This window comes from Burkholderia sp. AW33-5, from assembly GCF_053427615.1.
Genome location: NZ_JBSAXA010000003.1, coordinates 1 through 16,431 on the forward strand (window position 1 = coordinate 1; position 16,431 = coordinate 16,431).

Below are 16,431 nucleotides of genomic sequence, written 5' to 3' on the forward strand. Positions count from 1 at the left end.
GAACACGCGGCAGATGCAAACAACAGTGAGCATGAAAGACAGTGAGGTGATTGGTGCTGGGCGCAAGACACGGATAGCCACAACAGTCCCGGCTGGTTGTCGCGCTTCCTCGGGTGACCGGAGCTTGTCGCAGGGCCGTAGGAAAGTGCTGTTGGTGTTGCAGGTGCTTCTGATTTAATTCTTGTCGACCACACTCCAGCCACGGATGTAAAGTGCGAAGCCGCGTCGGCTTGAGAGATAATGCAGCGCGTGTCCGCCAACCCATGCGAGCATTTCGTCGGGTGGCACATCGGGCGCGTTTGGATCGGCCGGGATGTTCGCTTCGATGGCAGACGCGAATCGGGGCTGTGTGTGTCTGGTGTTGTTGGCGTGGCGGGCTGGTTGGCATTCGAGCGAATGCAGGCGTAACACTTGCACCTGGTGCGACGGGATGGGCGAACGCCCAGTGAGGTAGTTGCGGATGGCGCGCGTGCAGCAGCGTAGGATTTCGGTGATGCAGATGATGGACGGTTTTGTTATCAACTATATTTTACATAACGTGAATTATCGATAAATTTTGTTGTAGTGGCTAAGTTGTAATGTCCGCTTCTAGCCAAGTTCAAATGTCCGCTTTTCGACTCATTGTAAGCTTGCCGGCTCCCCGTCAGATCATGGAGCTGGCGATGCACCGAACAGCTCTGGTGACATTGAACATGCGAGAACTCGACCGTCTGAAGGCCTGACGGTCCGGCAGATCGAGCGGCTGGATTCGGAGTTGGCCCAACGAGCGCTGACGATCATCCGCGATCCCTACGCGGACTTCGGCCCGACGCTGGCCTGCGAGAAACTGTACGAATCCCACGACATCCGGCTCGCCAAGGAAACGGTCAGGAGGTTGATGACGAGCGCTGGCTTGTGGCTCCCACGTCGACAGCGACCGCATATGCGCCGTGCGACGGCAAGACACCACCCGCGTTCCACCCACCCGCCCCTTCACCCGACAATCACCTGCTGCCCCGGATTGATCTCCCCCGGATTACTCGCCAGGTTCCGGTTGAGCTGCAGGATCTCGTTCAACGCGACGTTGATCCGCTGACCGTCCGACATCCGCTGCTGTTCGTCGGACGGTATGCGAGCGGCGGCAAGCAACGATCCTTCGTGAGTTTCCGCAATGGTCCACAACGAATCGCCGGCGACGACGTTCACCGTCAGCGGTGTTGGCGTCGGGCTCGGCGAACCCGTCGACGGCTGCGCGGGTGAGGACGGCGTCCCAGACGGCTGCGCATTCGGCGTCGATGACGCGGACGGACTCGGCTGAGCCGCCGGCGCCGTCGTCGCCCCGGGCGTCGGTGAGATCGAGGCCCCGGGCGTCGGCGTCGTGCTGCTGGAACCCGAAGGCGACGGCGACGGACCGGAACCAGGATGCTTGTTCTTATCGTCCGATCCCGTCAACGCCGAGATCACGCCGTACCCCTGCATGATCCCGAAGATCGCCACCGGGAACAGCGCGATGCCGGTCGGCAAGCGCGCGAGCCATGGCGTGGCATTCGGGAATTGCGTATGCAGACGCCCGGCGCCCAGCAATGCGCCGGACATCGCACCGAGCATGCCGGTCATCCCCTCGCCGAACGTATGCGCGGCCATTGCGCCGTGGATACCGCTTGCCAGGCCAACGGCCGATGTCACGTAGTCGCCGGTCGCGCTCGCGATCCGCGCCAGCTGACTGCGATTCTCCGCATTCACGCCGCGCGAACCACCCTTGTAGACGATGCCGGTAGAGATGGCGCTGATGATTCCGCCCAAGGCCTGCCCGCCGGCCAGCCCGTCGCCATGGAGGAACTTGGCGCCGTTGATCGTGATCGAGCCGCCGTACCCTCCCAGTGCGAGCAGCCGCCCGACCCGGCCAACCGAGTGCCGCGGGCTGCCATGGTGCAGCAGTTTCAGCGACGTCCCGCCGACCACGCCCTGCATCTGCGCGAGCATGTCGGCAGCGATCGCCTGCGTGTGCGTCGCGGTTTCGTCGAACGACAGCGTCCCGTCCTCGTTGAGCGCGCGCAGCTGCGCGGCGGCGGCCTTGCCTTCGTGTGCAATCTGTTCGAGCTGCGTGCCGCGCGCGGCGGCGTCGAACCCGTTCGCCTTGAGTTGCTTCTGCAGCCCGCGCACGAGGCGGTCGACGGCCCGATCGAACGCGCGCGGATCGCCGTTCTTCAGGCTGGCGACCGCGCCGTGATGCAGCGCCTGGAACACGCGACCGACCCGCAGGCCGGCGTACAGCGAATTCGTCGCGGTGCCCACGAACTCGTTGCCCGTCGCGACGAGCGCACCCGCGGCGGTCCCGCCGGTCAGCGTTGCCGTGGTCATTTCGCCGGCAATCCGCCGTCGCGACGGCGGGCGTCGGGTCGTGCCGATCGGCTCGTCGTGCACGCGCAGTGCGTGCAGCTCCGCCTGCGCGCGCTTCGCGTCGGGAATCTCGACCTTGGCGAGCTGCGCGGTCTCCCGCCGGCTTGTACCGATCGGCTTGGTGCCATCGTTGATCAGCGCGGGATCGCGCACGACCGCGCGCCAGTGTTCGGCCGGGTCCGCGGCGGATGGCTGCGCGCGCGTGGTCACGCGGTCGGGCACGCTGTCGCCGTATTGCTTCAGCCAGCGTGCGGCGAACGTGCGCGCGCCCTTCTCCGTCTTGTTGCCGGGCCCGTTGCCGTCGCCCTTCCAGTGTTCGGTCGCATGCTCGATCGTCGCCTTGCGCGCCTGGTTCAGCCACACGGTCGTGTTGCCTTCGTAGAGCTTCTTGCGCAGCGCGGCCACTTCGGCGGGCGTCATCCCTTGCGCGGCACCGATCCGCTCGACCTCCGCGAACAGCAGCTGATGCTGGTTCGCCAGCGTCTGCCGGTCGACGCGCTCGAACACGCGCGTGAGCGCATCGGCACCGTGCAGGCGATCGATGATTTCCGGCCGCGCGCGGTTCTCGACGATCAGTTTCGCGAGCGCGCCGGTCAGGTCCTGGTTGCCGATGAAGTCGGCGCCGTGCGTGCCGAGCGACAGCCCGACGTGGACCCATTCGAGCCCTTCGCGCTCGAGCACGGCGCGCAACAGCTTCTCGTGCCCAGCGCCCGGCACCGATTCGGGCACCGCGTCCCAGCCGTGAAACGTGACCATCACGTTGGGCGCCGTCGTGTCGGGATGTTCGTTCGACCACTTCTCGAGCGCCGTCATGACGCGCACGTAGTCGTGATATGCGTCGTTGGTGCCCGACTGGTAGCGGTAGTCGGTGCCGGACACGAGCGCGCGCGACGGCGCCGTTTCGAGTCGGATCGCGAAGCCGGTGCGCGCCGCCTCGTCGAGCCAGCGATTCAGATGTGCGAGATGATCGAGCGCGAGCGCCGTCCCGTCCGTGCCGGGCGCCGGATGAATCATCCCGTTCTCGCCGTCGAACACGGCGTGCTTCTGGTCGCCGAGCGCCTTCACCGCGCGCAGGAAATCCGGATCGTGCGCCTTGCCGAGCACGGCCGCGAGCAGATGCGGATCGACCACGAGCGTGACGACCGGCGTCACACCGCCGTATTGCTCGACGATCTTGCGCATCAGCGCCGGATCGTCGCTCAGCGACAGCGAACGTGCCATCGGCACCATGCGGTCCTGCAACGCTTCGCTCGAGCGCGTGAAGAAATAACGGATCCGCTGATCGGCGACGGTGGCCGCGCCCAAGCGCCGGGTGCGCGCGCGCAGCTTGCCCGGCACCGGCAGGAAGCGCGACGCCGACGTCGACACGTCGCGCCCGACATACAGCTTGTTGAGCAGCGTGCGCCACATGCCCGGGTCGACCATCACGGCCTGCGGCTCGCCCTTCAGCACGAGATTCACGTTGCCGGCGCGCTGCGCCTGCTTGTTATAGGCCTCGATCTGGTCGTGCGTCGCGAAATAGTGCTCGGTCTTCGCGGCACCGTTGCGCAGGTTGAACGCGACGACGGTCGACGACGACAGCCCGGGCTGGTACGGCTCGATCGACAGCGGCGCGGGTGCGGTGCCGCTGCGCCGCAAGCGCTGCAAGTCGTTCAGCACCTCGTTGTAACCGTGCCGCGTCCGGGCCGCGAGCGCCCTGAACGGCGCCGAATGCTGGCCACGCGCTTCCGCGTCGGTCAACTGCTCGCGCAGCGCCTTCGCGCGCGCCTCGAGCGCCGCGACACGCGTCGGCCGCGCACTCCGCATGAACGCGCGCGGCGGCAGTTGCGTGAGCAGGAAATGCACGTCCGTGCCGAACCGGTCGTTGCCGATCGGCATTTCGTCGAGCGGCACGCCCTGATGATTCGGGTTGTTGGCGTGCCGGACCGCGTCGAACCACCGCATCTCGCCGTTGCGCGCGGCGATCACGCCGACCGGATCGTCGAGCGCCTCGGCCACGGCGCCGTCCGTCCTGAACACGTAGATCACGTGCTGGTTGCCGTCGACCGCACCGTTCCGGATCGCGGTCAGCAGGTGCGGCACGCTGTTGCCGCTGAAATCGACCGCGTTGAGCGCGGATGTGCTCGACGGCAGCAAATGCGGATCGACCGGCGGCCGCGTTGCCGTGTTGCTTTCACTCCCCTGCTCCGCCTGCGTGAGCGGCCGGCGAAGCGGCACCTTCGACTGGAAAAGATCGCCGAGCGAACGGTGCGGCGGTTTCTCTGCCGCGGTGGCTTCCTTCGCCGGCCGGAAGCCGCCGATTCGATCGACGGTTTCCGGCTTGACGTCGCTGACGACGAACCGGATGCCGCGTCGCGGTGAGCGCAAGACCGGAATGCCGCCCCTGCGCCGTCGCCGGAACACTGTGCGCAGATCCTGCTCGGGAATCTCGGTATCGCCGAGCGGCGCCTTCTCGTAGTACTTCCATTCGTGGTTCGTGTTGCGCTCCGCGTAGCCGAGCACCTTGCCCGTCTCGTCTTCGACCACGTGAATCCAGCGCTGCTCTCCCTCGACGGCACGCACGGCCTGACGCGGCCGCTTGAAACCCGGTGCGTCGTGCAGTTTCGCCACGTCCGCGGCGAGCGCGGTGTCGACCGGATGCCCCGACGCGGTCACGGACCACGACGACTTGCCGTCCCGCGTCTCGATCTTCGACGCGCCGCCGAACTGCATCAGCTCGTCGTGCGCGACCGGCGACACGAAGAAATCGAACTGACGGCGCGCCGTGCGCCCGCTGCTGCCGGTCTTCACGAGCGCCTTGCGCAGCGCGCGCGGCACGCGCTTGCCGTCCAGCATCCGCACGGGGCCGAGCGCGCCGTGCTCGTCCGTCTCGAGCACCGCGACGAACGCCGGCGCCGCGTGTTCGGCGTCGGCGGCGGGCGCGTCGGTATGCGCGGTGATCAGCACGTGCGCGTTCGGGCCGAGCTGGCGCCCCAACCCGTCGAGCGTCGGCGCGCGCCGGCCGTCGACGCGCGTGAGCGTGCGCCGGCCGAGGCTGTCGAGCCACGTCGCGGCGACCGCCTGCGGATCGCTCGCTTCGGCCACCGCGGCGCCCTCCGGCACGGCCGGCGGGTTCGCATGACCGGATACGGCGGCAGGCGCCGCCGCGCCGGACGATTCGCCGGCCGTACCCGCAAGGCGGCCGGCCGCCGGCCCCGCGTGGCCGATCGTCGGCCAGGTCGGACGGCCGTCGGTCGCCCCGACCGCACGCATGCCGCCCGCGTGGACGGCCGTATAGCCTTCCGGCAAGCCCGAGCGATCGATGCCGACGAGCCGGTACGACACCTCGCCGGTCGCCGCGTCGCGGGTACGCACGACGTACATGTCGACGCCGGCCGGCTTGACCAGTTCGCCGCCATCGGGCGTGGTGATGCGCAGCGCGCGAGCCGGATCGTGGCCGAGCGCCGACAGCAGCACCACGTCGGTCGGTGCCGCCCCCTCGACCGCGGCGAGGTTCGCGGCTGCGCCGGCCGCGACGCGCTCCTGCGGCGTCAGGTCGCCTCGTGCGAACGCGGTGCCGTCCGGCAACGCGTCGGTTTGCACGTAGGCGTGGTTCCGGGGGCCGGTATGCGCGGCATCGATTGCGTGCCCGAGATCGTCGTGCGCGGCCGTCCGCGCGCCTTCCGGCAACGCGAGCCGGGCATCGGCCGCCGAACGGGCCGGTGCGTGCGTGGCGGCGGTAGCCGGTGCATCGGGCACCGTGCCGCTGAACCGGAACCAGCCGCCCTCGGGATCGAGCGCGCCGAAATCGGTGCCGCTGCCGAGTTCGATGCTGCCGTCGTGCGTCACGAATTCCACGCGCAGGTGGGTCAGCCCGGCCGCGTCGAACGCCTGCATCACCCCGTCGATCACGCGGGTCGGTTCGGGGCCGTCGAGGAAGTAGCTCGGCCAGCGCTGGCTCACCGTGCCGCCGGGTTGCGTCACGCGCGCCGCGTCGCCGATCACGCCGGGCCGGTCGGCCAGCGCGGTGCGGAACGGATGATCGAGCGTGACCGATTCGAACGTGTCGTCTGGAATCGCGGCGAAATCGTAGTCGGGATCGGCAAACGTCGGATCGGCCACGCGCGGCACCGTCGGGCGTGGCGGCGGATCGCCGAGCGGGCGCGACGCGGTACGGGCGGTCGTCGCGGCAGGCTCCGCGTCGCGGCCCGCGGGGAGCGCCGGCCGGCCCGCGCGTGCCGGATCGCCGCGGAAGCTTTGCATCGGCAGCCGATCCTTGTCGACCTGGCCGGTCAGTCGCGTGCCGCGTACCGTGGTCGAACCGTCGGGCTCGACGAGCAGGATGTCCGGCGGCGCCCAGACCGATGTCGGCCGTCCGGTCAGCTCGGACAGGCGCTGCGCGAGTGCCGCCGCGAAGGTCGTGCTGGCCGCCCGTACTTGCCCGGGCGCGATGCGCAACGGATCGTGCTTGTTCGATCCGCCGAAGCACGAATACAGCGTGACGTCCTGCCCCGGTTCGAGATGCGGCGCCACGCGCTCGGCCACCTCGTCCGGCGTGAGCGGACGGCCTTCGGGGCCCAGCATCGCGTCCGCCGATATCCCGTGGCCGAACACGACGTGATGGCCGGGCGGCGACATCAGCCCGCGCGCGCCGATCGGATGGAGCGGATCGTCGGGCGGCATCAGCAGCGTATCGGCCGGACGCAGGAACTCGGGATGTTGCGTCGCGTCGACGCCGGTCACGTCGTCGAACCCGGGCTGCAGCACCGACTGTCCATGAACCGTCGTCGTGATGACGCCGTCGTTGGCGATCCGGCGGTCCGTATAGACGCGGCTGGTCTTCGGATAGATTTTCTGCGTTTTCCCCGACAGGCCGTCGTCGGCCTCGGCTTCGGCGACCTGCTCGACGCGCGCGGCCCATTCGTCCGCCGTGAAGATCTGCCCCGGCCCGACTTCGACGAGCGGAGTCGTCTCGTAGACGGGCGGTTCGCCGGGTTCCGCATCCGGAGCGAGCCGCGGATGCGCGGGCCCGCCCGGCGTCACGCCCCGGCGTCCGGCATCGCCTTGCGGACCGCCGACGCCGCGGCGGCCGCTGTCCGAGTCCGGATCGATCTGCGCGTCGATCGGATGCACGGGCTCGACCGGTGCATCGCCATGCACGGCCGTGCGCGCCGCCGGTTCGCCACGCTGGGCGAACACCATCGGCGGATCGCTCGCGTCGGGCGCCTCGGGCAGATGCAGATAAAGCCGCGTCGCGACGTCGGGATCGTTTGCCGGCAAGATGATCTTGTCGTCGATCGGATGCAGTTCCAGCGCACCGGTGCCGCGCACGGAGTTGGACGTGATCGACGCGATCACGGGCACCTGCAGTTCGTACGCGAGCTCCTGCGCGAACGAATAACCGCCGGCGCCGAGATAGCAGCCCGTCAGCAGCACGCCATTGCCTTCCGTATAGGCCGGATCGTCGAGCAGCTTGCGCGCGAATTGCCGCGGCGAAATCGTCTTGCCGCCTTCCGTGACGGCGGCCGCGCTGTCCAGCGTCACGTCGCGCGGCGCCGTGCCGTGCGACTCGGCGATGTCGAACCCCGACACCTTCAGGAACTGGCGCGCGGTCGCATGGCCGAGCAGGTTCACGACGTTCGAACCCGGCACGGGCCGCAGTTCCAGAGGATTGATCCGGACCGGCTGCGCGCCGCCCGGCGAGAACTTCCCGTTCACGTCGGGCTCGATCTCGAAGCGCGCAAGCCGGCGGCCCGGATTGGGGAGCGCGCGCCGCCATCCGGCCGCGTCGTCGTCGCCCAGCCGGCCGAATACCGGCGCCTGGATCAGATCCGCGAATTCCTGCAGCAACTCTGGATTGGCGCCGCTGTGCGGCCCCTCCAGCGCGATCGGCGTGCCCGGCGTATAGCCTTTCCACGCCAGCTCTTCCAGCGCGTGCGTCATCTCGAGCGCGCTGGCCGACCGGCCGCTGCGCGGATTGATGATCGAACCGCGCTTCGTCAACAGGCGCCACACGTACACGCCGATCGGCACGCGCGCATCGCCCGTGGTGGCGCTGCCGCCCCACTGGTTGGATACCGGGCGCGGCGCGACGCTGCTCCAGTTGACCGGATGCGCCCCCTGGTCGATGACCGCCAGCGCCGGCGAGAACCGGTACGTACGCGGTTCGCCGCTGACCGAATGGTCCGGCACGCCGGCCTGATCGGGCGCGCCGGGCTCGATCAGGATACCGCCCGTATAGCCGGAGTCGGGGCTGCCGTCGGCCCGATAGCGCGGCGAACGCCATGCGACGAAACCGCTTGCGCCGTACACGTCCACGCCCAGCACGTTCGCGAGCAATTGCGCGAGCGGACTCACGCGCGTGCCGGCGCCGCACGCATAAAGAATGACCGGCGACTTGCCGTCCCAGCCGCTCTGGCGAATCAGCGCGGCCATGTCTTCGGCGCTCATCGCCTTGCCGGTCGCACTCGCGAAGGCGTCGGCCCATGCATGCGCGTACACGGCGAAGTAGCCGGGCGGCACCGGCATCAACGGCCGCTCGCCCGCCGGCAGCCGGTTCTCGGGCTGGCTCGGGTTGTCCGAATAGATCGCGAGGTCGGCTTCGCGGCGCGGATACGCGGCCCACTGCGTTTCGCGCATGCCGAATGGCGCGTTGATCACGTCGACGCGCCGGCCGCCCTCGTAGCGAATCAACGGCTTCTGTGGATCGAAGCCGCGTGGGTACACGACACGCAGCGTGCGGTCGTACGCATCGTTCATCGACAGCATGAACGCATCGCCGGCGTCGGTCAGCCCGACGTGGCCGACCACCGCTTCGGGCGGCACCGAGCCGTCCGCGGCGAGCGCCCCGTGATCGACCAGCGCGATCCGGTAGCGGCCGCCCGCCACGCCGTCGGCGCCGACCATCAGCGCGTCGTGATACGTCGTGTAGCGCGTCACGCCGATCGTGCCGCCTTCGTCGGGCGCAACCGCCGCCCGCGCCTTTGCATCGTCGGCCGCGTTCGCGCGCCGCTGGTCCGCCCGCGCCGCGCTCAGGTCGTCGACGATGTTGCCCTTTTCGGTCGCGGGCAGCCCGTGTTCTTCGGGGTTGCGTACGTTGCCTTCCGGGTCCTCCAGCGCGTACACGTAGTACTCGACGTCCTCGAGCCGGTTGCCGCTCTCGATGATTCCACCGACCACCTCGCTCAGCATCGCCGGATCGGCCGCCACATGCGCGGGGATCTCCCAGGACGCCGGATGCGCGCCGTTTGCCGGCATGCCGGCCCTGGCCGTCGACGCGGCGTCGCCAGCCAGCGCATCGGCGACGGCCGGCGTCGCTTCGCCGTCGGGCGCGAGCCGCGACACGATCGCGGCGTCGTCCGGCGTGCCCTGCATGCGGTGCGCGCGAAACCACGACGCGATACGCGCCCGCAGCCCCTTGTCGGCCGGCGCGACCGCGCCGCCGTCGTCGATCGGTTCGCCGAAGCTGTTCGCCTGCTCCTCCGCGTGCTGCCACGGATTGCCGATCTCGCCGACCGCGAGACGCTGGTTCGCCAGCCCGTTGCCGTACAACGTATCGACGACGTTGATCGCGACCGGCCGCGACATCGTCGTCGGCGCGGGCGTCTTCGTGATCGCGCGAATCGGCCGCTCCATCAGCGTGTGCGAGCCGAGCCCCATCTGCGCGATGCCGATGCCGAGGTTGAGCAATTGCTGCGCGCGATCGGAATCGGACATCGCGTCCCAGTTCTTGACCAGCGACACGCCCTGGTCCGCCATCTGGTAGCCACCGATCACGCCGCCCGTGACATTGAATACGCCGGCGGTCTTGCCCGTCGTCTGCGCGAGCGACTGGAACGCGTCGGCTTCCTGCGTGAAACGGCCGAGGCCTGCCACGTCGGCCGCGGCGCCGTCGCCGCGCGATGCGACCGTCAGCAGGTCGGAGACCCGCCCCGTCGTGCGCAGCAGCGACGATGCCTCCGCGAGCGACTTCGCCGCCACGCCGAGCCCGCCGCCGGCGATGCCCGCGCCGCTGCCGATCAGGCTGATCCAGTCGCCGCGCGCCTGTTCGTTGCCGAAGCCGATCGACTGGCCGTGATCGCTCAGGTTCTTCAGGTCGCCGATCGCGGCAGGCACGCCGACGGCCATGCCCGCGCCGACGGCCGTCCACGCGGCGCCGAGCATCAGGCCGCCGACCGGCGCCCCGATGCCGCTCGCGACCAGCACGACGCCGCCGGCCGCGGCAAGAATGCCGGCGCCCATTTCGAGGATGTGTTCGGCGTGCTGGTACCACTCCGTCTTGTGCGCGTCGATCGGCTGGTATTGCGAGAAGCCGCCGGACGCCGGACCGTTCGTCAGGCTTTTCGGCACGTACAGCTTGCCGTCGTCGGACAGTGCATTGTTGTGCTGATAGTCGTCGACGGAGTCGTACTTCCAGCCGCGATCGTCGATCAGCTTGTACTGGTCCGGATGCCCCTCTACCTGCACCTTGAACAGCGCGCTCGGCGCGGTGCCGGTCCCTTTCGACACGTAGTAGATCGGCACCAGCGACACGACCGCGTGGTCGCCGCCGACCTTGCGGATCTGATCGACGACGGTCTGGATCATCTGCGTCGCGGCCGAATTTCTCGCGTACAGCGACTGATTGTTAACCGCCGTGCCGCTCGGCAACTGCCCGTTGCCGACGATCAGTTGCTCGAGCATCGCCATCGACGGCACGTCGTTCCGATCGGTCGGCGTCACGCCCGGGTCGTCCGGCTGAATCCCGAGCCCGGCGCCGACGAAGTTCGTCATCTGATTGGAGCCGGTGGTGAACGTATAGGACTTGTCGTCGAAGTGCTTCTGGAAGTCGTCGAAATACGCCTTCAGCTGCTTGTCCGGATCGGCCTGGAACAGCTTGTAGCTGGCGTTGGCGGTGTCCTTGTTCTGCTTGTCCTGGGCATTCTTCGTGCCCTGGTCGTAACGCAGCTGGAAGTCGTTCGCGAAGCCCGAACGGAACCGGTCGTCGTTCTGCATCTTCGACAGCAGCGCCTTCGACAACGTCGGATCGACGCCCGACGACAGCGCCTGCCGCACGCCGTCGAACCCGTAGCCGGCGTCGCCGCCGCGCAACGTATAGATCATCGTCTTCGCGTTGCCGTTGGCGTCGAGCAGCCAGCTCGCGACGTCGTCCTCGCGATGTACGGGCGCGCCGCTCGCGGTCGGCTGCTGATCGGCGAGCCCGACCGCCGTGCTGAGGCCCTTGTAGAACTCGATGCCGTCGCCGTAAGGCTGCGGCCTGCCCGTGTTCGACTGCGTCCACTTGTTGCCGAAATCCTTCTCGACGGTATCGAGCACGACGCCCGCGAATTCGGGCGGCGCATTGGCGAGGATGTCCTGCATCCACTTGCCGGCCTTGTCGGCATTCATCCGGCCGTCGACACGTGCCTGCATGCTGGCCTGGTCCGTCGCTTGCGAATCGGGCTTCTGCATCAGCGGATCGATCTGCGAATGGATGAAGTTCGCGTTGAAATGCGGCTGGCCCGCCTGCGTCCACAGCGTCTGGCGTTCGTCCAGCGAGAACGACGCGTTCATGTTGGTCTTCAGCACCTGAAGCGCCGCGCCCGGATTGCTGCCCGGATTCTCCATCAGCCGCGCGACCTGCTGCTTCGTGTACTGCAGCCGCACCTCGGGCGCCGCCGCAAGCAGCGTCTGAATCTTCTGATAACCGGGGTTGTTCTTGTCCGCCTGCGCCTTCGCCATCGCATAGGCAAACACACCGCCCGCCTGGTTGATCTGCGCGTTCAGTGCGTTGGCGTCGGCGTCGCTCAGGCCGTCCGTGCCGACCTTGATACCCGTCAGCTTGACGAACGCCTCGGCGAGCGGATTCTGCTGGGCGAGGAGCTTCTCCTGCGGCGACAGCTTGGGATCGTTCGGATCGACGGTCACACCCGTGTCCTGCATCAGCGCGAACGTGACCGGGTCGGACTGCGCGAGCTGTTTCATCTGCGGCGACAGCGACGGATCGTCGGGATTGATCGTCGCGATCGTGCGCTTGAGCTGGCTCTCCTCGCCCAGCGCGTCGACGAGGCCGGTGTACCACATGCCGTCGTGATTCTGCTTCACCGACGCGACGACCTGCTTCTGCTCGTCGGCCGTCACGTAGGTCAGCGCGGTGTCGTCGCCGCCCGTCACGACCTTGTCGTACTGGCTCTGCGCCTGCGACAACGCCTGCGTGATGTCGGCCTCGTCGGCGCGGCGCAATCCGCCGGGCTCCTTCTGCCACGCCGCATAGTCGGCCTTCGCGTCGTTCAGGCGCAGCGTCGCGGCCGACGTGCTGTACTCGTGGCGCAATGCGGTGGTGAGCGCCGTGTAGGCGTCGTTGGCGTTCGTGTCGGCCGTGGTGGCCGCCTGGCGCAATTGCGCGCCGGCGTCGGGATCGGCGCGCCGGATGCCGCCCGGCAACGCGTTGTAGCGCTGCACGTCGGCGTTCGCGTCCTGATCCTTCTGCATCGCCACCGCGAACTGGAACGCCTTCACGTTGGTCGCCCGCTCGGGCACGGATTCGGCCGACACCGCCTTTTGCGCATCGTCGAGCACCGAGCCGAGTACCGGATCGTTCGGCGACGCATTGCGCAGATCCGATGCCACGCCCGCGATCGCCTTGTTCGTGTCGCCGCCGCCCTCCGCCGCGACGCGCATCTGGTTCTCGACCGCCGCCTGCACCGAGCCCCATGCGGCTTCGGCCTTCTTCACCTGGTTGTCGAGATCGGCCTGCGACGCGCCCTGGTCGTGCAGACGCTTGAGCGCCGCCATTTCGGCCTGCGCGAGCTGCAGCAGGCGCTGCGTCTCGGCCTGCGCGGCCGCGAGGGCCTGCTGTTCCGCCGTCTGGGCCGGCGGAGCGCTGCCGGCCCCGTTCGTCGGTGCCGGATCGTCGTCATTCTGCGGCTGCGGCACGTTCACCGGTCCGCCCCCGCCCACAGCCATCAACACCATATTCGTTCTCCCGCGGCATGCGTGACGTGCCGGCACAGCGGCAGGCGGGCCACGCGCAATAGTCCATTGTGCAGAACGGCCGCGCGTGAAAAAGTCGCGCATTACGTAGTCGCCGGCCGGGTTGCGGCGGCACGGGAAGGCGCCTGCTACGAACGCAATGAGCCCAATGCGGCGATTCGGCCCTTGCCGTTTCTGGCGGAAAATTTTGCTGGTCGCCGCGCGCGACGTCAGAAATACATGCCGCCTCCCACCGGAAACGCGGCAATGCACGACCTTGCGCGCTGCAACATCACGCGGACGGCTCCTGAAAATACCGACGCTCACGCTGAACCGCCTCGCAAATGCCGAATCCTTCCGCACACGCGATGGTTCCATTCCGTGCCGATTCGACTAAAACACCCTGCGTCGAACCGCCGCGATTCCACGCGATTTCGCAGAGGACCTTTCCTGTGCAGCGCCTTAATCGACGGTCGCGCGATCTCCAATAATGGCCGCTCGATCCGTCGGCCGGCGCGCCGACGCGACCCACCGGCGATCGGGCCGGAGACCAACGATAAAAAATCCTATGCATTCCTATAAAACCATCCAGCCCGCCAACGCGCGCGTTGCCACGCCGCATGCCGTCCGTCGCGGCCGTCGCACCGGCGCGCTCCCGGGGACCGTGCTCGCCGCCTGCGCGGCCGGCCTGATTCCGTGCGTCGCGCACGCGCAGAGCAACGTGACGCTGTACGGCCTGATCGATACGTCGATCACCTACGCGACCAACCAGCGTTCGCAAGGCGCCGGTTCGCCCGGCAGCGGCAGCGTCGGGCTGACGAGCGGCGCGTTGAACGCGTCGCGCTGGGGGCTGCGCGGCCGCGAGGATCTCGGCGGCGGGATGGCGGCGGTCTTCACGCTCGAGAACGGCTTTTCGGGCACGACGGGCAAGCTGTCGCAGAAAGGCGTCGACATGTTCGGCCGTCAGGCGTGGCTCGGCGTAAGCTCGCGCACGGCCGGCACGCTCACGTTCGGCCGCCAGTACGACCTGATCCTCGATTTCGTGACGCCGCTCGGCGCGTCGGGCCCCGGCTGGGGCGGCAACCTCGCGGTGCATCCGTACGACAACGACGACTCGAACCGCAACCTGCGCATCAACCACGCGGTGAAGTACACGAGCCCGACGTATCGCGGGCTGACGTTCGGCGCGATGTTCGGATTCTCGAACACGGCCGGCGCGTTCTCGAACAACGCCGTGTGGAGCGCGGGGCTCGGGTATGCGAACGGGCCGCTGAAGCTCGGCGCCGGCTACCTGAAGATCAGCCGCGACCGCAATGCACCGAATCCGGACGGCGCATTGAGCACGGTCGACGGCTCGGCGACGATCACGGGCGGCAACCAGCAGATCTGGGCCATGGCCGGCCGCTATGCGTTCGGCCCGCATTCGGTCGGCGCCGCGTGGTCGCATTCGGCCACCGACGGCGTGAGCGGCGTGCTTCAGGGCAGCGGCATCACCCCGCTGAAGGGCGAATCGCTCGTCTTCGACAACTTCTCGGTCGATGGCCGCTACTTCGTCACGCCGGCATTCAGCGTGGCCGCCGCGTACACGTATACGATGGGCCGTTTCGACACGCGCACGGGCCAGACGCGCCCGAAATGGAACCACGTGGTCACGCAGGCCGACTACGCGTTCTCGAAACGCACGGACGCGTATCTCGAAGCCGTCTATCAAAGCGTGAGCGGCGGCAACGGCAATCCCGCGTTCAACGCGACCGTCTGGACGATGACGCCTTCCGCCAACAGCAACCAGCTGGTGGTCGCGCTCGGGTTGCGGCACAAGTTTTGACGCCCCCGCGATGCGTGACACGCCCGCACCGGCATCGCACATCACGCATCGCCGCGCATGCCGCGGTTTCCGCGCAAGCAAGAATGCGTCCTGCGTCGTTCCCGTGTGAAAAATGAGAGAAACTGGTCACGCTGTGACATTTTTCCTAATCTAATTGCAGCGGCGCCGTGCTTCGGCGTTCCGGCCGAGACAATCTTTCATATGGCGCATCGCCGGCTTACGAAAGCGCATCGCGCACGGAAGCCGGCACTTTCGCGCCGTCTCGCCGGATGCGTGACGCGGCAGTTCGCGCGCACCACGCTTTCCTCGCAGTCAACCGCAGGAGACGCACGATGAGCAAAACGAACCGATTTGCGGTCATGGCAGCCTTCGCGCTGCTGGCGGGTTGTCACCACGCGACGAAAACGCCCGAGAATGCCGAGATGGCGCCGGCGCCATCGAGCGAAGCGGTCGCGACGGTGGCGGCCGACGATCTCAACAATCCGAACAGCCCGCTCGCGAAGCGCAGCGTCTACTTCGATTTCGACCAGTACTCCGTGAAGCCGGAATACCAGACGCTGCTGCAGGCGCACGCCGACTACCTGCGCAGCCACCCGTCGCGCCGCGTGCTGATCCAGGGCAACACCGACGAACGCGGGACGTCCGAATACAACCTCGCGCTCGGCCAACGCCGGTCGCAAGCGGTGATGGGCGCGCTGGAAACGCTGGGCGTGCAGGCCTCGCAACTCGAAGCGGTCAGCCTCGGCAAGGAAAAGCCCGTCGCGCTCGGTCACGACGAGGATTCGTGGGCGCAGAACCGCCGCGCCGATCTCGTCTATCGTTGACCGGAGGCCGCCGCGACGGCGGCATTCCGGCTACGCATCCCGTGATGTAGCGAATTTGCGGGGGCGCGCCGCGCCCCGGCGGCGTGCGCGTGCGAACGCGTGCGCCGCTCCGTTTCGCCCTGTGCCGAACGCAAAAAGCATGGAATAAACCGCCCGCCGGAAACGTTTCGTCATCGCGCGGTCGCCGGTTCACGCGAACCGCCCTGCCGCGCGGCCTTCTCGGCGAAAGGAGAGTGAAATGAGTTCCGCAAGATTGGCCGCGGTGCTGCTCGCGGCGCTGATGCTGGTGCTGTCGGCCGGATGTACGTCGTCGGGTGGCGGCATGTCGCAAGGCCCCGGCATGAGCCGGTATGGCGGCGCGGGCGGCAGCGGAGGTGGCGGTGGCGGCGGAGGGGGCGGCGGCTACTGAAGCGCCGCCGGAAAGGCTCGAGCGGGGCGTCACGCACGCGCGCAGCCGGAAGCCGGCCGCCTCGC

The 16,431-nt window shown here is 68.3% G+C and carries 4 protein-coding genes and 1 pseudogene; 4 read left to right on the top strand and 1 reads right to left on the bottom strand.

The genetic code is table 11. From position 1 onward, the window contains the following. Nucleotides 1-685: 685 nt before the first annotated feature. A pseudogene (locus ACV22V_RS06770) lies at nt 686-919 on the top strand (ISNCY family transposase); the annotation flags it as partial. Nucleotides 920-972: 53 nt separating this feature from the next. On the opposite strand, the gene ACV22V_RS06775 reads toward ACV22V_RS06770, so the two are convergent. Next, nucleotides 973-13,311 carry an LWXIA domain-containing protein gene (locus ACV22V_RS06775; protein ID WP_448013319.1) on the bottom strand — a complete coding sequence of 4,113 codons (12,339 nt, stop codon included), beginning with the start codon at nt 13,309-13,311 and terminating at the stop codon, nt 973-975. 565 nt (nt 13,312-13,876) lie between these two features. Here ACV22V_RS06775 and ACV22V_RS06780 point away from each other — a divergent pair. The 3 genes from ACV22V_RS06780 (at nt 13,877) to ACV22V_RS06790 (ending at nt 16,366) form a co-directional block, all read left to right on the top strand. Then, a complete protein-coding gene (locus ACV22V_RS06780; protein WP_448013320.1) occupies nt 13,877-15,133 on the top strand; it encodes a porin in 1,257 nt (418 codons plus the stop codon). Between the two features lie 332 nt (nt 15,134-15,465). Beyond that, nucleotides 15,466-15,957 (top strand): peptidoglycan-associated lipoprotein Pal, encoded by a 492-nt coding sequence (gene pal / locus ACV22V_RS06785; protein WP_448013321.1) that lies wholly within the window; start codon nt 15,466-15,468, stop codon nt 15,955-15,957. A 238-nt stretch (nt 15,958-16,195) separates the two neighbouring features. Continuing rightward, the gene (locus ACV22V_RS06790) at nt 16,196-16,366 is read left to right on the top strand and encodes a hypothetical protein (RefSeq protein WP_448013322.1); all 171 of its coding nucleotides are present in this window, start codon (nt 16,196-16,198) and stop codon (nt 16,364-16,366) included. Nucleotides 16,367-16,431: the final 65 nt, after the last annotated feature.

Excerpts from the sequence above, each read along its gene's own strand:
- ACV22V_RS06790 (WP_448013322.1), top strand. The coding sequence starts at position 16,196 with ATGAGTTCCGCAAGATTGGCCGCGGTGCTGCTCGCGGCGCTGATGCTG.
- pal (WP_448013321.1), top strand. The coding sequence starts at position 15,466 with ATGAGCAAAACGAACCGATTTGCGGTCATGGCAGCCTTCGCGCTGCTG.
- ACV22V_RS06775 (WP_448013319.1), bottom strand. The coding sequence starts at position 13,311 with ATGGTGTTGATGGCTGTGGGCGGGGGCGGACCGGTGAACGTGCCGCAG.
- ACV22V_RS06780 (WP_448013320.1), top strand. The coding sequence starts at position 13,877 with ATGCATTCCTATAAAACCATCCAGCCCGCCAACGCGCGCGTTGCCACG.